The sequence below is a fragment of the Brevibacterium litoralis genome, from assembly GCF_040212315.1.
Classification (GTDB): Bacteria; Actinomycetota; Actinomycetes; order Actinomycetales; family Brevibacteriaceae; genus Brevibacterium; species Brevibacterium litoralis.
On the sequence record NZ_JBDIUY010000039.1, the window covers coordinates 36,440 to 55,281 of the forward strand.

16 protein-coding genes are annotated in these 18,842 nt (G+C 68.8%); 6 read left to right on the forward strand and 10 right to left on the reverse strand.

All coding sequences use genetic code 11. The features are described from left to right. Window positions 1-18 precede the first annotated feature (18 nt). Entirely contained in the window at window positions 19-1,137 is a 1,119-nt protein-coding gene (locus AAD496_RS13470) for a hypothetical protein (protein ID WP_349829332.1), read from the forward strand. A gap of 18 nt (window positions 1,138-1,155) precedes the next feature. Here AAD496_RS13470 and AAD496_RS13475 read toward each other — a convergent pair whose 3' ends face one another. The 3 genes from AAD496_RS13475 to AAD496_RS13485 are packed head-to-tail and all read right to left on the reverse strand — an operon-like array spanning window position 1,156 to window position 3,670. After that, window positions 1,156-2,010 carry an efflux permease Rv1217c-related protein gene (locus AAD496_RS13475; RefSeq protein WP_349829333.1) on the reverse strand — a complete coding sequence of 285 codons (855 nt, stop codon included), beginning with the start codon at window positions 2,008-2,010 and terminating at the stop codon, window positions 1,156-1,158. Beyond that, complete coding sequence (locus AAD496_RS13480; protein WP_349829334.1) at window positions 2,007-2,945, reverse strand: ABC transporter ATP-binding protein; 939 nt, start codon at window positions 2,943-2,945, stop codon at window positions 2,007-2,009. The genes AAD496_RS13475 and AAD496_RS13480 overlap by 4 nt, the downstream gene beginning before the upstream one ends. After that, on the reverse strand, window positions 2,942-3,670 hold the full coding sequence (locus tag AAD496_RS13485; protein ID WP_349829335.1) for a TetR/AcrR family transcriptional regulator: 729 nt from the start codon (window positions 3,668-3,670) through the stop codon (window positions 2,942-2,944). The genes AAD496_RS13480 and AAD496_RS13485 overlap by 4 nt, the downstream gene beginning before the upstream one ends. Before the next feature lie 159 nt (window positions 3,671-3,829). Between AAD496_RS13485 and AAD496_RS13490 the strand changes: the two genes are divergently transcribed. After that, entirely contained in the window at window positions 3,830-5,107 is a 1,278-nt protein-coding gene (locus AAD496_RS13490; RefSeq protein ID WP_349829336.1) for a TetR/AcrR family transcriptional regulator, read from the forward strand. 3 nt (window positions 5,108-5,110) lie between these two features. On the opposite strand, the gene AAD496_RS13495 is transcribed toward AAD496_RS13490, so the two are convergent. After that, window positions 5,111-6,346, reverse strand: a complete 1,236-nt coding sequence (locus AAD496_RS13495) for a DUF1129 domain-containing protein (RefSeq protein WP_349829337.1) — start codon at window positions 6,344-6,346, stop codon at window positions 5,111-5,113. 73 nt (window positions 6,347-6,419) lie between these two features. Then, window positions 6,420-7,814, reverse strand: a complete 1,395-nt coding sequence (locus AAD496_RS13500; RefSeq protein ID WP_349829338.1) for an MFS transporter — start codon at window positions 7,812-7,814, stop codon at window positions 6,420-6,422. 228 nt (window positions 7,815-8,042) lie between these two features. On the opposite strand from AAD496_RS13500, the gene fbaA reads away from it, so the two are divergent. The 3 genes from fbaA (at window position 8,043) to AAD496_RS13515 (ending at window position 11,322) form a co-directional block, all read left to right on the forward strand. Continuing rightward, the gene (gene fbaA, locus AAD496_RS13505) at window positions 8,043-9,065 is read left to right on the forward strand and encodes a class II fructose-bisphosphate aldolase (protein ID WP_349829339.1); all 1,023 of its coding nucleotides are present in this window, start codon (window positions 8,043-8,045) and stop codon (window positions 9,063-9,065) included. Window positions 9,066-9,214: 149 nt separating this feature from the next. Further along, window positions 9,215-10,576, forward strand: coding sequence for an AAA family ATPase (locus tag AAD496_RS13510; RefSeq protein ID WP_349829340.1), 1,362 nt, complete (start codon window positions 9,215-9,217; stop codon window positions 10,574-10,576). Window positions 10,577-10,578: 2 nt separating this feature from the next. Next, window positions 10,579-11,322, forward strand: coding sequence for a retron system putative HNH endonuclease (locus AAD496_RS13515; protein WP_349829341.1), 744 nt, complete (start codon window positions 10,579-10,581; stop codon window positions 11,320-11,322). Window positions 11,323-11,415: 93 nt separating this feature from the next. Here the strand turns inward: AAD496_RS13515 and AAD496_RS13520 are convergent, their stop codons facing one another. Then, window positions 11,416-11,967, reverse strand: a complete 552-nt coding sequence (locus tag AAD496_RS13520; RefSeq protein ID WP_349829342.1) for an alanine:cation symporter family protein — start codon at window positions 11,965-11,967, stop codon at window positions 11,416-11,418. 148 nt (window positions 11,968-12,115) lie between these two features. Then, the gene (locus AAD496_RS13525) at window positions 12,116-13,678 is read right to left on the reverse strand and encodes an alanine/glycine:cation symporter family protein (RefSeq protein WP_349829343.1); all 1,563 of its coding nucleotides are present in this window, start codon (window positions 13,676-13,678) and stop codon (window positions 12,116-12,118) included. 306 nt (window positions 13,679-13,984) lie between these two features. Here AAD496_RS13525 and AAD496_RS13530 point away from each other — a divergent pair, with 306 nt between their 5' ends. After that, entirely contained in the window at window positions 13,985-15,490 is a 1,506-nt protein-coding gene (locus tag AAD496_RS13530) for an FAD-dependent oxidoreductase (RefSeq protein WP_349829344.1), read from the forward strand. Here AAD496_RS13530 and AAD496_RS13535 read toward each other — a convergent pair. The 3 genes from AAD496_RS13535 to wecC all read right to left on the reverse strand — a co-directional run bounded on the left by AAD496_RS13535 (window position 15,465) and on the right by wecC (window position 18,738). Next, window positions 15,465-16,178 (reverse strand): ABC transporter ATP-binding protein, encoded by a 714-nt coding sequence (locus tag AAD496_RS13535; RefSeq protein ID WP_349829354.1) that lies wholly within the window; start codon window positions 16,176-16,178, stop codon window positions 15,465-15,467. The genes AAD496_RS13530 and AAD496_RS13535 overlap by 26 nt on opposite strands. A 154-nt stretch (window positions 16,179-16,332) precedes the next feature. Next, window positions 16,333-17,184 (reverse strand): ABC transporter permease, encoded by an 852-nt coding sequence (locus AAD496_RS13540; RefSeq protein WP_349829345.1) that lies wholly within the window; start codon window positions 17,182-17,184, stop codon window positions 16,333-16,335. Window positions 17,185-17,472: 288 nt separating this feature from the next. Beyond that, on the reverse strand, window positions 17,473-18,738 hold the full coding sequence (wecC, locus tag AAD496_RS13545) for a UDP-N-acetyl-D-mannosamine dehydrogenase (protein WP_349829346.1): 1,266 nt from the start codon (window positions 18,736-18,738) through the stop codon (window positions 17,473-17,475). Window positions 18,739-18,842 lie beyond the last annotated feature (104 nt).

Genomic DNA, 18,842 nt, shown 5'->3' on the forward strand with positions numbered 1-18,842 from the left:
GCCGCTACCCTGTCGTCCATGAGCCGGATCAGCGCCGATACCGTCTACGAAGCCGCATTCGTCCCGTCCTGGGAACCCACCGGTCCCGTCGGGCACCTGGAGATCCGTCGCCTCGACGACCGCGTGGCCGTCGTGCGCCTGGACGTCGACGACCCCGACCGCGCCGAGGCACTCCTGCACCGGGCCGAGTCGGACCTCCGGGGTCCACTGGACACCTTCGAGTCCACCTGGTCGGTGCCGGCCGACCTCGCCGCCGACACCGGCCCCGACGTCGCCGCCCCGCCCCCGCAGTACGCGCCCGAGGTGCCCTCCACCCCAGCGACACCATCCGCCGCGGGCACGGGGCGCCCCGCGTTCCCGTCCGACCCCGGGATCACCGTCTTCCCGGATTCCTCGACGGTATTCGGCCACGGGAGTGCCGAAACGGCCGCTCTGATCCACCCGCTCGTGACGATCGACCCCGCTGCACTGTCGGGTGACACCTCGTCGGCGGACGACGCCTCCCCGGCGGGCGAGACGGTGTTCGCTCCGGAGACCTGGCGTGCGCTCGCCGCGTTCGGGCCCGTCCATCTGGTGAATCCGATCGTGCCCGTCGACGGTGTCCTCGGGGAGGGCCACGAACCAACGGACGACCTCGACCCGGACACCCGCGCCCACACCGCGCCCAACTGGTTGCTCTTCCGCGCCGACGAAGCGGGGCGGTACCGGTTCCTGGGCGACCCGGAGGTCCTCACCGCGGATCCTTCACACGTCGAGCGCGCGAACGCCGAGTTCGCGGGCAGCAGCGCGAGGTACCGGCGCCTGCACACGCTCACCTTCGGCGACCACGACGATCCGACCCGGGTGCGGGACGGATGGGGCACGGATCTGCCGGCGGTGGACCGCCTCGGCGGCGGGCCCGGGTGGGGGAACTGGACGGCGTTCGGGCCACCGGCGGCGCTGAGACTCGACGAGCCGGGTGGCGGCCCAGGCGACGATCCGGATGCCGGCCCGACCCTGCGTCTGGCAGACGGCCGCGCCTTCCACTTCGTGGCGGCGACCGCCGGGTACCCGTGGCGGCACGAGGGTCCGGACGCGATCCTCCTCTTCGTCGAACCGGAGTCGCGCACCGTGGCACTCACCTTCGACTGGGGCTGACCGCACCGACCGGAGCTCTCAGTGCCCGAGGTCGCGACGGGTGAAGTCGGCCAGGCCGACCAGCCAGATGCCGACCGTGAGGCCGACGACCCCGAGGACCTCCGGTGACCAACCGTTCGCGAGCGGCTCGTTCCCGTAGGCCCAGTGGTACGGGCTGAAGGGCAGGAGATCCTCGGTGTCCTCGCTCTGGGAGCCGATCGCATTGAGCATGTAGGACACGACGAGCACCCCGGCCGCCGTGCCACTGGCCCACAACTTCCGGCCCGTGGCGGCCCCGGCGGCCAGCGCCGTGACTCCGGCCAACAGGACGAGTGCCATGAGCGAGGCGACGCCGGCGGGGATGTGGGCCGGGTCCATGTCGAGGTCGGTCGCCTCGCTGATCCCCGCGATCATGGCCCAGGAGACCGCACCGAGCGCGCCCACCCGGATGAGCAGGGCGAGGGACTGCTGGGCGTAGTGGTCGAGGCGGGAGACTCCGTGGGAGAGGACGAGCTCCAGGTCCCCGGCCTCCTCCTGGCCGGCGATCGCCTTGCCGGCCCAGCCGATCGCCGCGACCGAGGCCAGCGCGAAACCGAGGAGTCCCAGGTAGGTGGCCTGTGCGTAGCCTGCGGCCGTCGACATCGCCGCGGCTCCGCCGAAGGCATTCATGAGCTCCTCGGGCATCGCGGCCATCATCTCGGAATCGGCGGCGAAGGTGTCCGCCATGCCCGAGTAGAGCGAGAGGTACATGCTGCCGACCGCCACGAGGACGATCGACCAGACGACGAGGCTGCGCCAGGAGCACCGCAGCTCGTAGGTGGTGAGGGCCAGCGCCCGCGTGGCGCGGACGGGTTCGGTGTGGACGCGGGCCGACCGCGTGGTCGTCGTGCTCATGACCGGTCCTCCGTTCCGGGAGTCGGGTGGTCCTCGTACATCTCGAGGACGGACTCCTCGAAGTCGCGTGGGTGGAAGGCGAAGTCGAGTATCTCGTGGATGTTGAGGAAGGCGAGAACGGCGGCGGCCGGCACGGAGCCCGGCACGGTGCCGGTCACCTCGTGGGTGCCGTCGGTCGAGGCCGTCACCTGCAGGGACGCCGCGGGGAGGGCGCGGGCGAGGTCGTCGGCGCCGATGTCACCCCGGAGCACGGCCCGCAGGCGGTTACCGGCACGTTCGCGCAGGCCGGCGACCGAGTCGGAGAAGACGATCCGGCCGCGGCGCAGGACGGCTGCGGAGTCGGCGACCTCGTCGATCTCGCCGAGGACGTGCGAGGAGAGGAAGACGGTGGTGCCTGCCTCACGCGCCTCGCGGACGAGGGCCAGGAACTCCCGCTGGACGAGGGGGTCGAGGCCGGAGGTGGGCTCGTCGAGGACGAGGACCTCGGGTCGGTGGACGAAGGCCTGGACGAGTCCGACCTTCTGCTTGTTGCCCTTGGAGAGTTGGCGGATGGGGCGGTCGGGGTCGAGACCCAGGCGATCGGCCAGCGGGTCGATCGCGTCGACGGCGCCCGGGGCGCCCAGACGGCAGAAGTAGCGGAGGATCTGGCGTCCGGTCACCCGCGCGTCGAGGGTGAATTCGCCGGGCAGGTAGCCGAGGCGCCGGCGCAGGGCGGGGCCACCGGTACGGGGCTCGTGCCCGAGGACGCGAACGGTGCCGGCGGTGGGGCGGGCGAGGTCGACGAGCGTCTTCATCGTCGTCGACTTGCCGGCGCCGTTGGGTCCGATGACGCCGACGACGGAGCCGTGCGGGACCTCCAGGTCGAGTCCGTCGAGAGCGCGGACCTTCCCGTAGGTCTTCACCAGTCCGTCGATCGAGATGGCCGAGCTGGTCATGAGTCCTCCTCCGGATCGGGGGTGGGAGTCGTCGTGGTGCCGGCACCGTTCGCGGTACCGGCAGTCGGCGGTGTGGAGTCGGGGACGATGAGCCCGTGGGTGAAGATGTCGAGCAGTTCCGGGGCGATCCGTTGGAGCAGCGCCGCGCGGTCGAAGGGGGAGTCGGGAGCGAGGGCGTCGGCGTAGTGGCGGGCGAAGACGAGGGTCGAGAGGCCGAGTCCGGTGACGAGTGCGGCGCGGGCGTGGGTATCGGCGCCGGGACGCAGGCGGATGCCGTCGATGTCCGTGTGGAGGGCGGTCTCGGCGGCGGCGGTGAAGTGGCGGAACAGGTCGAAGGTCTGCTCGGAGGGTTCGAGGAGCAGACGCTCCAGGTAGTCGATCAGGTGCCCCATGTCCCCGGCCAGCAGCCCCGCGTAGTCGATGCCGAAGCTGAACGCCTGCGCGGTGTTCTCCTGCTTGAACGTCATGATCCGGTCGACGACATGGGCGTCGCAGGCCTTCCGGAGTGCGGCCTTCGACCCGAAGTGGTGGTGGACGAGACCGAGTGAGACCCCGGCCTGTTCGGCGACCTGCCGGACGGTCGTCGCGCGGAACCCCCGGTCGGCGAACAGGAGGACCGCAGCGTCGAGGATCTTCTCGGCGGTGTGCGGGGCGGTGTTGCGCGCGGCAGGGGAGTAGGTGCGGACGCCGGTCGCGGGTGTCTCCTCGGGCTCGATTGGACGCATGTTCAATATTGGACACGCGTCCAATGTCATGTCAAGGGGTGGCGCTCGATCGACTGTGCGCGGTTTGGCGTTTCGACCCGGGTCGGACGCCAAACTGCGCACAGTCGATTTCGGGATGCGCCCACGGGGTTCGCAATCCCCGGGGATAGGATGCGCGCCGTGACCGATTCCGACCCCGCTTCCTCCGAGGACTCCACCCCCAGCCTCACCGAGGACGAACTCCAGGCCCTCCCGCGCGGCATGGCGCTCGCCTGGGGCGTGGCGGCCGCGCCGTCCCGCGGGCCCAAGAGGGAGCTGAGCGTCGAGAAGATCGTCGAGGCCGGCGTCGCGCTCGCCGACGAGGGCGGTCTGGTCGCCGTCTCGATGGCGGCCGTCGCCAAGCGCCTGGGCTACACGACGATGTCGCTCTACCGGTACGTCACGAGCAAGGACGAGCTGCTCATGCTCATGGGCGAGGTGGCGATCGGCCTCCCGCCGCTGTCCATCACCGAGGCGCCCACCTGGGCCGACGGCCTGCGCGCCTGGCACCGGGAGCAGCGCGCCGCACACCGGGCGCATCCCTGGATCCTCGACCTGCCGGCCCCGTCCGCGCCCTCGACCCCGAACGCGCTCGCGTGGACCGACGCCCTGCTCGGAGTGCTCGAACCGACCGGCCTGCCCTCGGAGGACGCGCTCGCCACCGGCGTGCTCCTCGCGGGTCTGGGCCGCTGGCAGTCCGAGGTGTCCCGCCAGTCCGAGGCATCCCGCCAGGAGGCGACCGCCCCCGAGGGCCCCACCTCCCTCGACCGGGTCCTGCGCCATTTCGTCACCCCCGAGGCGTACCCCGCCCTCCACCGCGTGCTCGTCGACGCGGACACCGACCTCGACCGGGCCACCTCTGCCGATCCCGGCTACGCCCTCGAACGGGTGATCGACGGGCTGGACGCCCACATCGCGCGGGTGGCACCACTCGTGGAACCCGCCGCCGAGGCGCCCTCCACCCGGGTGCCCACCGCCGGGCCGCCCGCCGGTGCGGCGGGCGACGAGGATCCGACCACTTCTGAGCAGGCTTTCGTGCGGGGTCCCCTCACCGACACCGAGGATCTGTGGATCACCGCGCCGCGAGTGGGCGAGGGTGAACGTCCCCGGCTCGGTCCGGAGGAACAGGGTGTGGGGGAGTCCGGAGGGGAGGGCGCCTCGGCGGCGGGGGACGGCGTGGAGGAGAAGCCTGCGGAGACGGCCGCTGCGGAGCACGCGACCCTCTACCCGAAGGACGAGCGGGTGAAGAAGGAGCGCGCGGCCAGGCGGGCCGCCGAGAAAACCGTCCGCGAGGCGTGCAAGGCGCTGGAGGACGCGGAGAAGAAACTGCGCGAGGCGACGAAGCGCGAGCACGGCGCCGTCGACCGCGCCCGTGCGCGGGAACTCAAGGCGGCGAGGGTTCCGAAGAAGAAGCGGTGAGCTTCAGAGCGGTCCTTCCAGACTGAACGCCAGTCCGAATCGTCGAGCCTGCTGTTCGAGGTGTGAGACGAGTGCATCGATCCGGGGGAGTTCACCGTGCACGGAGACGGTGAGGGTGCCGTCGTCCTTGGGTCTGGTCCACTGTCCTTCGAAGGGCTGCGCGGCGAGGGCACTCGGGTCTCGCGGAGTGAAATCGATGATCGCGCCCTTCTGTTCTCCCCAGGGGTTGTCGGTCCGGATGACGGCCACCTGCGTGAGTTCGGTCCACGGCACCTGGAGGCCACCGCGGGTCTCGAAGCCCTGGTCGCGGACGACGAGCGTGGTGGTCGGACCGGACACGGTCTCCCGTGAGCGTTCCTGCCCCTGCTTCACGCGGCGGTATCCGAGGAACCCCATGGCGACGAGGTCGAAGACGGCCACGCCGAGGAGCAGCCACTGGGTGATCTCCCCGGCGAAGATCGTGAAGGCCATGGCCGTGAAGATGACGGCGCCCGTCACGCCCATCCCGATGAGCATGAAGCCGGTGCGTCGTATGGCCGCGCCGCGGTCAGTGTGGTCGGCGGCTTCCATGAACCGGAAGTACTCGTGGCCGTAGTGGTCGTTGCTCATGCTCAGGCAGCCTGGACGGACGCGTTCGCGTGGAACCGGACCATGTGTTCCAGGACGATCATGGCGCGGGTGGCGCCGCGGGACGTTCGATCGGGACGCCGTGGCGTGCGCCCTGCTCGTCGAGGTGGGTGAGCAGGGCCTGCAACTCGGCGTCGTCGACCCGGATCGGTGCCACGGGGTGATCGCCGAGGAAGGTGTACTCGCGTCACCGGGACCCTGGGCGACGACGATCTTCTCCAGCTCGGTCCAGGCCACGCGAAGGCCGTGCCGGGTCTCGAACCCCTTCTCGCGGACGACGAGGGAGGTGACAGGGATGTGGGCGGTGTCGGCGGTCGACGCGTGCCCATCCTCCGCGATCCCGTCCGCTCGTGCCTTCCCGACCCGGAGTCGGAGGACGCCGAGCACTCCCGTGAACGCGATCGCCGCGACCACGACGAGCCAGAGGACCGGGTCGACGGGGTCGCCGTCGCGCATCGGGATGCCGGTCACCGTCAGGACGATCATGCCTGCCAGGAGCAGGCCGGACAGAATGGCCGCGGTGCGGAACCACCTGTCGGTCTTCTCCGCTCCCGAGGCGCCGAGGAGGGGCAACGGGAAGCGGAAGTATTCGTGTCCGTCGGGGTCGCTCATCCCTCCCGATTACGGACGAGACGAGCCAGGGAGCGCGGTTCCCGGTGCTTCACCGGAGTGGTGCTGCCGCACCTCACCGCTGCGGGGACTTCACGAACAGGATGACGACCAGGCCCACGGCGAGGACCACCGCGATGCCGAGGGCACCCGCCCGCTGGAACCCGAGGAGTGCGATGAAAGCGGTGAAGAGCATGGGACCGATGAAGGAGACCGCACGACCGGTCGTCGCGTAGAGCCCGAAGTTCACCCCGGCGCGCTCCGGCGGGGTGATGCGGGAGAGGAACGCGCGCGAGGAGGACTGCACGGGTCCGACGAACAGGCACAGCCACATCGCCGCGATCCAGAAGACGGTCTTGTCGTCCGTCACGACGATCGGCACCGCCCCGAGGATCAGGCACACGAGCCCGACGACGATGACCACCTTGGGCCCGAACCGGTCGTCGAACCAGCCGGCGACGACCGCGCCGAGCCCCGCGACGACATTGGCGGCGACGCCCAGGTAGATCACCTCGGCGCCGGAGAACCCGTAGGAACCGGCGGCGATGACGCCCGCGAACGCGAAGATCGTGGCGAGCCCGTCGCGGAAGATCGCCGAGGCGACGAAGAACCAGAACGTGTTCCGATCGGCGCGGAAGAGTTCGACGATCCGCGCCACCACGTGCCGGTACCCTGCCCACCAGCCGAGCAGCGCACGCCTGGCCCAGCCGATCACACCCCCACCCGCGAGTTCCGGCGGGACGGGCGCCGGCACGTCCTTGGGACCGAACAGCAGGACCGGCAGGGCGAACACCGCGAACCACGCCGCCGCAGCCACGGCGACGATCCGGTAGCGCAGCCCGTCCTCGTCGGTGGCGCCGAACAGCCCGACCTCCGGTTGGATGACGGTGAACAGGAGGATGACGAGCAACACGAGCCCGCCGAAGTACCCCATGCCCCATCCGAACCCGGAGATCCGCCCGGCGGTCTCCTGCGTCGAGATCCGTGTGAGCATGCCGTTGTAGCTGACCTCGCCGAGCTCGAAGAACACGCTGCCCACACCCATGAGGACGAGGCCGAGCAGCAGGTGGTCGGGGGTGTCACGGACGAAGAACATGCCGAGCATCGCGAGGACCATGAGCGCGGAGTTGACCCCCAGCCACAGCTTGTGCCGCCCGGAACTGTCCGCGCGCATGCCCGCCGCCGGTGCCAACAGGGCGATCGCCAGGCCCGCGAGGCCGGTCGCGATGCCCAGCGCCTCGGACCCGGAGGCCTCGTCGGCCGCGACCGCGCTGGTCAGATAGGGCGCGAACACGAAGGTGACGATGACGGCGTTGAACGCCGCCGACCCCCAGTCCCACAGCGCCCACGAACCGATGGCCCGCTTGCTCGCCGCCCCGCCGGGTACGAAACCGCGGGGCGCCTCGGGAGCGGGGGAGTGCGGGGTGGGTGAGGCAACGCCGCCGGTGGTGGGGTCCTGGCCTGGGGTCATGTCCGCCAGACTAGCCAGGCCCCGGTGACTGGGCCGCGAACGTGGTGACACGATTCGGGAACGGTGTGGAGCGGAGGTCCGGAACCTGGCGTGCGGCTGGGAGTGGGCGGCCCGCCCGGTGCGGGACTGGTTCCACGCGCTGTCCACATGACAGACTTGCCGGTGGATCCCGGACATCCCTCACACGGACGACCCGTGGCGGTGGGACACGACTTCGAAGGAGAACCCATGCCGATCGCAACCCCTGAGGTCTACACCGAACTCATCGACCGTGCGAAGGCCGGCGGTTTCGCGTACCCCGCCGTGAACTGCACGTCCTCGCAGACGATCAACGCCGCCATCCGGGGCTTCGCCGAGGCCGAGTCCGACGGGATCATCCAGATCTCCACCGGTGGCGCCGAGTACATGTCCGGCCCGACCATCAAGGACCGCGTGCGTGGCGCGGTGGCCTTCGCCGCCTTCGCCAAGGAGGTCGCCAAGAGCTACGACGTCAACATCGTCCTCCACACCGACCACGCGCCCAAGGACGCCGTCGAGCACTGGGTCAAGCCGCTGCTGGCGATCAGCGCCGAGGAGGTCGCCGCCGGCCGTGACCCGCTGTTCGGGTCGCACATGTGGGACGGGTCGGCCGTGCCGCTGGACGAGAACCTGCAGATCGCCGAGGAGCTCCTGGAGCTCTCCGCCAAGGCCAAGACGATCCTCGAGGTCGAGATCGGCGTGGTCGGCGGCGAGGAGGACGGCGTCGAGAACGAGATCAACGAGCAGCTGTACACCACCGTCGAGGACGGCCTGGCCACGGCCAAGGCACTCGGCACCGGTGAGAAGGGCCGCTACCTCACGGCGCTCACCTTCGGGAACGTCCACGGCGTGTACAAGCCGGGCAACGTGAAGCTGCGCCCGGAGCTGCTCAAGGAGATCCAGGACGCCGTCGGCCAGGAGGTCGGCAAGGAACGTCCCTTCGACCTCGTGTTCCACGGCGGCTCCGGTTCGCTGCCCGAGGAGATCGCCGAGGCGGTCGCCAACGGTGTGGTGAAGATGAACATCGACACCGACACCCAGTACGCCTTCACCCGCCCGGCGGTCGAGCACATGTTCCGCAACTACGACGGTGTGCTCAAGATCGACGGCGAGGTCGGCAACAAGAAGCAGTACGACCCCCGCGCCTGGGGCAAGGCCGCCGAGGCGGGCATGGCCCAGCGCGTGGTCGAGGCCAGCCAGAACCTCGGCTCGGCCGGTCAGCGCCTCAAGTGATCTGAATCGCTGAAGTGATCTGAATCGCTGAAGTGATCTGAATCGACTGTGCGCAGTTCGGCGTCCTGACCTCGGTCAGACGCCGAACTGCGCACAGTCGATTCACCACGTTCCGAGTCGAGCCGTGGGCAAAGAGATACGGTGAGCACATGACCACCGACGACTGGTACATCGAGCGTCTGTCACTGACGAACTTCAGGAATCTCGAATCGACGGAGATCGACCTCGACCGACGCTTGACGCTGCTCGTGGGGCGGAACGGTAGCGGCAAGACCGCAGTCCTCGACGCACTGGCGATCATGCTCCGAATTCCGCTCGGTGTACTCACCGGACGTGCGAGCGACCTGGGCAGTGGGGATTCTCCGCTTCATGTGGCGCATACGGATGCCACGGCGGTGGCTCGCTCGCTGGACTCCCGCGACGCGGTCGGCACCGTCGAGAGGAAGTACCCAGTGCGGATCGCAGCCACGGGGATACTCGACGGAGCCCGGGTGGAATGGGACCGGGCCCTGGCGACGCCGGACAACAACTCCACTTATGCACCGGGGCGTGTGCGTGAGCCGATGGAGGATCTTCAGGAACGCGCGATCGGAGTTCCTGGAGGATCCGGTGACACAGGCTTTCAGGCGGTCCTCCCGGTGGTGGCCATGTACGGGGTGGAGCGTCTGGTGAGATCTCGGCGCGGGCAGGGCACGATCGACGCCTCTCGATTGGATGCCTACTCCGATGCGCTCAGTCACGGGTCCGATCTCAAGAGGATCTCAGAATACGTGTCTCGGTTGGACAAGGAGATTCTGCGCGCACAGGCGTTCGGCGACGTGGAACCACGTGCAGTCAAGCGTCAGTTCGAGGCCATCGATGCGGCATGCTCTTCCATTCTCGAACCGGTCGGGTGGTCGTCCTTGCGGTGGAACGACACCGTCGGAGGGCTGACCCTGCGGGACCGGGATGGATTGAGGCTTCCCCTTTCGTCCCTTGCCTCAGGGGCCAGGATCGCAGCGGGATTGGCGATCGACCTCGCGAGCCGGATGGCGCGGGCGAACCCGCACCTCGGATCGTCAGGACTCCTCGAGTCGACCCCTGGCATCGTTCTCGTCGATGAGATCGACCTCCATCTGCACCCCGTATGGCAACAGCAAATCGTTCCTCAGCTTCTTCGGACCTTCCCACGTGTGCAGTTCGTCCTCACAACTCATAGTCCTCAGGTCATCGGGACGGTGGATCCTGAAAGGATCCGGATCCTGGACGGGGCACGGGTGAGAGTTCCGGACTACTCCAAGGGTCTTCGGTCGGACGTGGTGTTGCATGAGGTCCAGGGAGTGGACCCCGACCCGGACATCGACGGGATCAGAAGGAAGAAGGACCGGTACCTCGAGCTAGTGTTCGACGGCGACGGACACGGCGACGAGGCCGTGCAGTTGCGCGCTGAGCTCGACGAACTCGGAGGAACCGAGAGAATCGAGGAATTGCAGCAAGCGGATGTCCACATGGCCTTCGAAGAACTGGACTGACCATGTACAGGATCGCCCGGGCGGATCCTCCGCAGTCTTTCATCACCTTCGTTCAGAAGTATCCGGCTGCTACCTATGACGTGGATCTCAATTCTGATTCCGTGCTGAAGGAAGAACTGCGGGAGCACCTCTTGCGCCAGCAGGGCGGGCGGTGTGCTTACTGCGAGAGAGACATCAGCAAGTCGTCGTCCACGCGGATCGAGCATTTCCACCCCCAGAGTCTTCTTGTGACCTCCGCCGACGGCGAGTGCCAGAAACGTACCGGTGTGACTGTGAGAAAAGGTGGATCGGTAGCTGCCGACCTGGCCATCGGAAACCTCCTTCTCTGTTGTGACGGCCATGAAGGCACGGGAGAGGAGACCTGCGACAAGAGCAAGGGCAACACTCACATCTGCGAGGACATGGACAACCCCAAGGGTCTACCCGCGGAGATTCCGTCGCTCGTCGAGGTCAAACATGACGGCACAGTGGAGGTCGTCCGCTCCATGCGTACCGCGGCTGACGCACAGAGGGTCATCGACGAGATCCTGAACCTCAACTCGCGTACGTTGACCCAGAACCGGCTCCGAGTGCTGTCAACCTGGAAGAAGAAGTTCGCGGACCGGCGTAAAGCAGCCGGGAAGCGGTCGACGGTGGCAGTGCGGAGTGCTCTGGCGTCGGCGCTGAGAAACGCAGCCACGAGCAGCCCCTACCCTTCGACACTCGAGAGCTTTGCGCGAAGACTCGAAGCCGAGGTCCGTTCGTGACGAACTCCAGTGTGGAAGGACTGGCGGATCTCGATCCGGAAAACGCCAATCCTTCCACACTGGAGCTCGAGGAGTGCCTTCCTCTAGGAAGGCCTATGGATGGTGGTGGGTGGCGCCTCGGCGGTCCCAGAATCCCGCGTTCCTGATGCCGAGTGAGCGGAGGGTGCCCGCGTCGAGGACCGGGTCGAGGCCCAGGCGGACCTGTCGGCGGTAGTCGCGCAGCAGGGCGAGGGCCGGCCTCTGCAGGGCGAGGATCCCGAGGATGTTGAGCCAGGCCATCACCCCGACACCGATGTCGCCCATGGCCCAGGCCGTCTCGGTCGAGGTCACCGCGCCGAGGAAGGTCGCCCCGACGAGCAGCACCTGGACGAGCCGGGTGGCGACCGCGTGCGCGGCCCCGGGTACGCGCCCACGCCGGTTCCGGAAGAGGAAGGCGAGGTTCGTGTCGGCCATGTAGTAGTAGGCGAGGATCGTCGTGAATGCGAAGAACGCCACCGACACCGCCACGAACCCCGCGCCGATCCCTGGCACGAGCGTGTCGAGGTACACCGAGCCCGCCGCCAGGCACAGGTAGACGAGTGCCGGGGACCAGACGACGGCATTCACCGCGTCGACGGCAGAGGTGAGCAGCATGGACGCGGACATGACGAAGGGGCCTTCCCGGACGGCAGGAGGGGAACGACTCACTGTCCGACCGGGGAAGGCCCCCTGTCCAGACCCGTGGCGGTCGCCACAGGAGGTGGCTGCCGCGCACGCCGGCCACCGGGGGTGGCCGATCACGGGCGAGGTGGTGTCAGGGGCGGGGCGCCTCGGCGGCGGGGGAGGGCGTGCCGTCCTCAGAGCGGGAGGTGCCGGCGGTGTCGGTGCCCGGCGCGGACCCCGCCCAGAAGTCGGCGTTGCGGATGCCGAGTGTGGCGGGGTCGAAGCGCGGGTCGAGGCCGGACTTCTTCTGGCGTTCGTAGTCGCGCAGGGCCTTGAGGGCCGGCACCTGCAGGACGAGGATGCCGAGGATGTTGAACCAGGCCATGAGGCCGACGCCGATGTCGCCGAGGGCCCACGCCTCGGTCGCGGTGGTCGTCGCGCCCCAGGCGCAGGCGACGAGCATGGCGGCCTGGAGGAGGCGGACGAGGACCTGGCGGGCGCCGGGGTGGTCGAGGCGGCGCATGAGGTACTTGAGGTTCGTCTCGGCCATGTAGTAGTAGGCGACGATCGTGGTGAAGGCGAAGAAGGCGAGCGAGACGGCGATGAAGCTCGCGCCCACGCCCGGCATGAGCGTGTCGAAGGCGCCCTGGGCGAAGCCGGGGCCCACGCCGACGTCCGCGCCCAGGTTGCCGCCCTCGGCGAGCACGGCGCCGTCCTCGGAACCGCCCTCGAAGACGCGGTACATGCCGGTCGACAGGATCATGAAGGCCGTGGCCGAGCAGACGAACAGGGTGTCGATGTAGACCGAGCCCGCCTGGACGAGGCCCTGCTTGGCGGGGTGGGAGACCTCGGACGCGGCGGAGGCGTGGGGGCCGGTGCCCTGGCCGGCCTCGTTCGAGTAGATGCCGCGCTTGACGCCCCACTCGACGGCGGTGCCGATGATGGCGCCGAAGGTGGCGTGGACGCCGAAGGCCGAGGAGAAGATGAGGTTCAGGACCTGCGGGATCATGGGCGCGTTGACGAGGACGACGACCAGCGCGATGAGGATGTACACGAGGGCCATGACCGGCACGACGACCTGCGCGAAGTTGGCGATCCGCTTGACGCCGCCGATGACGATGAAGCCGAGCACGATGACGAGGCCGACGGCGACGACCCACGGGTTCACACCCCAGGCACCGGCCATCGCGGTGCTGATGCCGTTGGCCTGGACGCCGGGCATGAGGACGGTCATCGCGAGCACCGTGACGAAGGCGAAGACGGCGGCCCACACGCGGAACAGGCCCGCGGCCTTGGTGTGGCGGTAGGCCTTGAGCAGATAGTAGGCCGGACCGCCGCGGTATTCACCGGTGTCCTTGTCGCGTTCCTTGAAGATCTGGCCGAGAGTCGATTCGATGAAGGACGTCGAGGCGCCGAGGAACGCGACCGCCCACATCCAGAAGACGGCGCCGGGGCCACCGAAGGCGATGGCGGTCGCGACACCGGCGATGTTGCCCGTGCCCACGCGGCCGGCGAGCGACATGGTGAGCGCCTGGAAGGAGCTCACACCGTCGGCGGACTTCTCCCCGCGGAAGGTCTGCTTGACCATGTCCGGCAGGGCGCGCAGCTGCACCATGCGTGTGGCGATGGTGAAGTACACGCCCGCGGCCAGGCACAGGTAGACGAGGACGGGTGACCAGATCATTCCGTTGAGAGCGGCGATCAGTTCGGACATGACGGTGTTGTTCCCACTTCTGTGAAGTTGTGTGTGGAGTTGCGGTCGGGGTGACGCCGTCCGGAGGGGCGGCGGGCCCCGGGGTGGCCGGGTGGTGCCCGGGCGGTGTTCGGCACGCGGATTCCACATCGCGGCACGGGGCCGACAGGAAATAGGACCACCGCTCTGTGATCCGTGTCAATGCGAGTAGTGCCGGTCACGCTCCGTTCGGCAGCGAAACCCCAGGTGGCGAGCGGGTGAGCGCGGTGTCGTGGTGGTGCATGTCATGTGCTGTCCGGCCCGCCACCTCGCGCGTAGCCTGGGGGTATGGACTCCGGGCGCACCCTCGACACCACCGCTGACACCCCCGTCGACACGACCCTCGACACCACCGTCGTCATCCTCGGCGCGGGCCTGGCCGGGACCACGCTCGCCCACCGGCTGCACGCGGCCGGCATCGACTTCCGTCTCGTCGACCCGCAGGTCGGTGACACCGTCGAACTTCCGCCGCTGTCCAAGAGCCTGTTCACCCCGGAGCTCACGACCACCGGCTACCCGCGTACCTGGGACGCCTCCCACGAGATCGCGGGCACCGCCGTGGAGGTCCACGCAGAGGAGCACACCGTCACCCTCTCCGTCGAGGTGGCTCCCGCCGATGAGGCCGACCGCGCCGCCCGCACCTTCGACATGGGAGGCGGGTTCACCGCCTACGCGCCACTGCACCGTCAGGTGATCGTCGGGTACCGCACCCTCGTCGTCGCGACCGGCATGCACGCGCGCACCTACCCCGAGCCACTCCCCGGTGGCACCGTCCACGAACTCCGTTCCCGAGGCGATGCCGAGATCGTCCGCACCCGACTCACCGCCCTGTCCGCCGACTGGCCCGACGAGGACCCCCACCTGGACATCGGCGTGCTCGGCTCCGGCTTCCTGGCCCTCGAACTCGCCCGAGGCGCCGCCGACGCCGGTCACCACCCCACCGTCTACCTCCGCGGTGACCGCCCTCTGCCCGGCCTCACCCCGACCACCGGCCGCGCGCTCATGGACCTCCACGCCGCCGCCGGTGTCGCCTTCGTCGAAAACGCCGACCCCTCCGACTACGGCAGCCACGCCCTGTGGCTGGCCGCCGTCGGCGCGGCCGCGAACGCGGAGTCGTTGCCGTCCGGGTGGTCGCGTCGTGCGAACGGCACGATCGAGGTCGACGCCCATCTCCGCCCGGTGGCCGCTCCCGAGGCGTCCCGCACTCCCGGCGTCCATGTCATCGGTGATGCCGCGACGATCGTCGAGGGGCCGATGGCAGCGTTCGGGCGCCTGGAGTCCGAGCCGATGGCGATGTCCCAGGCCGAATGGTTGGGCGAGTACCTGGTGGCCGGATCCGGGTCAGGGGAGGCGGAAACTGACCGTCGGGCGACGGCGCCCTGGACGACGACCCCGTGGCACTGGAGTTTCCAGGGCGCGGTGCGGGTCTTCACGGTCGGCGATTCAGCGGCGAGCGTGGCGAGGCGTCAGGGCACGGTCGTCGAGGACCTCGACACCCTCGTCCTGGGCGACGTGGAGGCCGGGACGTTCCAGGTGCTCCTGTTCGACGCCCCCGAGGAGGGTTCGCGTGACGGTTCGCACGATGGTGGGGAAGCCGTTGCCGGTGGGGAGGCCAGGGTCTCCGGGGAAGCCCGCCTGGTCGGCGTCGAGACGGTCGGCCTACCGGCGGCGCACAATGCGGCACGCAAGGTGTTCGATGGAGGCCTTCGCCCCACCCGTGCGGAAGCCGCAACCGAAGGTTTTACCTTCAAGAGCCACTACCGGTCGCTCAGCGGTGCTTCTCGTACTCCTTGACCACCTCGGCGGTGTCGCCGTCGGCGCGCAGGTCGCCCTTCTCGATCCACAGCGTGCGGGTGCACGTGTCGCGGATGGATCGCATCGAGTGACTGACCAGGAAGACCGTACCGGCGGACTCGCGGATCTGGCGGATGCGCTTCTCGGACTTCTTGCGGAACCACTTGTCGCCGACGGACAGCGCCTCGTCGACGATGAGGATCTCGTGCTCCCGCGCGGTGGCGATCGCGAACTTCAACCGCGCGGACATGCCGGACGAATACGTCCGCATCGGCATGTCGATGAAGTTCTTGAGCCCGGTGAACTCGACGATGTCGTCGTACTGCGCCAGGATCTCCTCGCGCTTCATGCCCATGGCGAGCCCACCGAGGACGATGTTGTTCCCACCCGAGAGGTCCGGGATCAGCGCGGCCCCGACGCCGAGCAGGTTCGGCCGCGAGCTCGCGTAGACCGCACCGCGCGTGGGCGGGGTGAGCCCCGTGATCGCACGCATGAGCGTCGACTTCCCGGACCCGTTCGACCCGATGATGCCGATCGACTCGTTCTTGTTCGCCACGAAGCTCACGCCCTTGAGGGCGTGCACCGTCTTCATCGCCCGGCCGCGCTGCAGCAGCCCGGACGACACGGAGGGCTTCACGCGCTTGCCGGTCGTGAGCGTCTTGAACTCGACGTGCACGTTGTCGCACATGACGACGGGGTGGTCGATCTGTCCGCTGAGCTCGGAGTCGGTCAGGTGCAGTGCGTCCGGGTGGGATCCCTCGGTGGCGCCGGCGACGTCCTGCCGGGACGCCTCGTCGAGGGCTTCCTCGGCCCCGTCGGCCCCGTGCGGGACCAGCGGTTCGTCACTCTTCTCGGCCATAACGCTCCTCCGCCTTCCAGAAGAACAGGGCGCCGACGATCAGCGTCACGACGGCCCAGATCGCCAGCATCCACCAGTAGTCCCAGGGCATCTCGTAGTCCTGGAGCAGCAGCCCGCGGGCGATGGTGATGGTCTCGTGCAGGGGGTGCCAGGAGTAGACCGCCATGACGGCAGGGGGCCAGTCCGACAGCACGTCCTTGACCTCGTAGAACACGCCCGAGGTGTAGAAGATCAGGCGGCTGATGAACGGGATGAGCTGCGAGAGGTCGCGCAGGTGCACCGTGAGCCTGGCGAAGATGAACGCGATCCCCTGGTTGAACATCCAGAACAGCCCGATGAGTGGGATGAACAGGAACCAGTCCCAGCTGGGCCGCGCGCCCCACAGCATCGTGATGATGAACATGAGCAGCAGGGTGGGCATGAAGTTCAACAGGTTCTCGAACACCTTGGCCACCGGCAGCACCGCCCGCGGGAACGGCAGCGACTGCACGAGCGAGGCGTTCGAGATGATCGACTTGGCCCCGCCGTTCATCGAGGAGTTGAAGAACTCGAGGACGAACACACCGATCACCAGGAACGGGATGAAGTTCGGCGGCCGCGAGTCCCCGAGGATCAGCCCGAAGACCAGGCCGTACACGCAAGCGGAGAGGATGGGGCGCAACAGCACCCACAGCATGCCCAGGCGATTGCGCTCGTTGTCACTCTTGATCCGGTACCGGGCCAGCGAGTACGTGAAGTCGCGCCGTTTCCACACCTCGCCCAGGTAGCGGAAGAACGACGGCCGCGCTCCCACGCGGTGCAGCGAGTGCTGCGCGGCCAGTTCAGAGATCTGCATGGATCGTGGACACTCTCCGTCGGGTCGTGGACTCCGCCGATTCTATGGCACGCCCTCCCGCCCGGAGCCCAGGCAGTTCTGTGACCTGCCCGATCCTGTGACCTGCCCGATCCCGCCGCGGCCGAGGCGCCCCGCTCTCCAGCCGTGCCCGCCGCCCCGCGGACCCCGCGGATCCGGGACTACGAGCTCGATGTCGTTTCGCAGGACTCTTGTCTCGCAGTCGTCCGTGACTACGAGACAACAGTCCTGCCGAACGACATCAACCTCGCAATCAGGCCGGGAACCCGCTCACTTCCGGCGCCAGGCCCCGCGGGTGTCGTAGACGATCGTCTCGGTGAGCCGGGTGGGGTCGTAGTTCTTGAAGGGCGTGTGGTCGACGAGCAGCAGCACGATGTCCGCCGCCTCGACTGCCTTCTCGAACTCCACGAGCTCGACGTTCGGCAACCCGGCCAGGGACTCCGGCAGGGTGTCGATGTTCGGCTCGACGGCCATGACGGACGCCTCGGGCAGCCGGGTGGCCAGTTCGACCGTGATGTCGAGGGCCGGCGACTCGCGCAGGTCGTCGATGTCCGGCTTGAATGCGAGCCCGAGCGCGGCGATCCGCGGCTCCTTGAACCGCTGCGCCTTCGGGACCACCTGGTCGAGCACGTACTCGGGCTTGGCGTCGTTGACCTCGCGCGCGCCACGGATGATCCGGGCCTGCTCGGGAGCCGAGGACACGATGAACCACGGGTCGACGGCGATGCAGTGCCCACCCACGCCGGGCCCCGGCTGGAGGATGTTGACCCGCGGGTGGTGGTTGGCCAGCTCGATGAGCTCCCACACGTCGACGTCCAACCGGTCTGCGATGAGCGAGAGTTCGTTGGCGAACGCGATGTTCACGTCACGGAAGGCGTTCTCGGTGAGCTTGGCCAGTTCGGCCGTCCGCGCGTCGGTGAGCAGGAACTCGCCGTCGCAGAACAGCTGGTAGAGCTCACGGGCCCGCGCGCCGGCGTCCCCGTTGAGCGCGCCGATGATCCGGTCGTTCGTCCGCAGCTCGATCATGATCCGCCCGGGCAGCACCCGCTCGGGGCAGTGCGCGAAGTAGACGGTGTTCGCCTTCCCCGCCTCCAGGGTGAGGTCGGGGCGTGCGGCGAGGACCACCTCGGCCACGCGCTCGGTGGCACCCGGGGGAGAGGTCGATTCGAGGATGACGAGCTCCCCGCCCTGCAGCTGCGGGGCCAGGGATGCGGCAGCTGCCTCGACGTAGGAGAGGTCCGGCTCGTGGTCGCCCTTGAACGGCGTGGGCACGGCGATGATGTAGTTCTCGGCGCGCGGCACGTCCTTCGAGGCCACCAGGTTCCCCTGCGACACGGCGCCGGCGAGCACCGCGCCGAGATCCGGTTCGACGAAGGGCAGTTCGCCCTTGTTCACCGCCTCGACGGTGCTGTCCTTCACGTCGACGCCGGTCACGCGCGCACCCGTGCTCGCGAGCACGGCGGCGGTCGGCAGCCCGATGTACCCCAGGCCGATGACGGCGACCGTGGGGGTGTGACCGGTTTTCGAGGGGGTCATGCTCCAAGAACCTTTCGTCGACGCGCCACCCGGGCCGCAATCGCCCCGTGACGTCCGCAGGGCAGTTTCTCATACGACACGGACCGGTCTCCTCCTCCCGCCGC

Bases quoted from the DNA above. Each gene is read 5' to 3' on its own strand.
- AAD496_RS13535 (WP_349829354.1), bottom strand. From the start codon at position 16,178: ATGTGCGACAACGTGCACGTCGAGTTCAAGACGCTCACGACCGGCAAG.
- AAD496_RS13470 (WP_349829332.1), top strand. From the start codon at position 19: ATGAGCCGGATCAGCGCCGATACCGTCTACGAAGCCGCATTCGTCCCG.
- AAD496_RS13540 (WP_349829345.1), bottom strand. From the start codon at position 17,184: ATGCAGATCTCTGAACTGGCCGCGCAGCACTCGCTGCACCGCGTGGGA.
- AAD496_RS13525 (WP_349829343.1), bottom strand. From the start codon at position 13,678: ATGTCCGAACTGATCGCCGCTCTCAACGGAATGATCTGGTCACCCGTC.
- wecC (WP_349829346.1), bottom strand. From the start codon at position 18,738: ATGACCCCCTCGAAAACCGGTCACACCCCCACGGTCGCCGTCATCGGC.
- AAD496_RS13485 (WP_349829335.1), bottom strand. From the start codon at position 3,670: ATGCGTCCAATCGAGCCCGAGGAGACACCCGCGACCGGCGTCCGCACC.
- AAD496_RS13495 (WP_349829337.1), bottom strand. From the start codon at position 6,346: ATGAGCGACCCCGACGGACACGAATACTTCCGCTTCCCGTTGCCCCTC.
- fbaA (WP_349829339.1), top strand. From the start codon at position 8,043: ATGCCGATCGCAACCCCTGAGGTCTACACCGAACTCATCGACCGTGCG.
- AAD496_RS13530 (WP_349829344.1), top strand. From the start codon at position 13,985: ATGGACTCCGGGCGCACCCTCGACACCACCGCTGACACCCCCGTCGAC.
- AAD496_RS13520 (WP_349829342.1), bottom strand. From the start codon at position 11,967: ATGTCCGCGTCCATGCTGCTCACCTCTGCCGTCGACGCGGTGAATGCC.
- AAD496_RS13500 (WP_349829338.1), bottom strand. From the start codon at position 7,814: ATGACCCCAGGCCAGGACCCCACCACCGGCGGCGTTGCCTCACCCACC.
- AAD496_RS13510 (WP_349829340.1), top strand. From the start codon at position 9,215: ATGACCACCGACGACTGGTACATCGAGCGTCTGTCACTGACGAACTTC.
- AAD496_RS13480 (WP_349829334.1), bottom strand. From the start codon at position 2,945: ATGACCAGCTCGGCCATCTCGATCGACGGACTGGTGAAGACCTACGGG.
- AAD496_RS13475 (WP_349829333.1), bottom strand. From the start codon at position 2,010: ATGAGCACGACGACCACGCGGTCGGCCCGCGTCCACACCGAACCCGTC.
- AAD496_RS13515 (WP_349829341.1), top strand. From the start codon at position 10,579: ATGTACAGGATCGCCCGGGCGGATCCTCCGCAGTCTTTCATCACCTTC.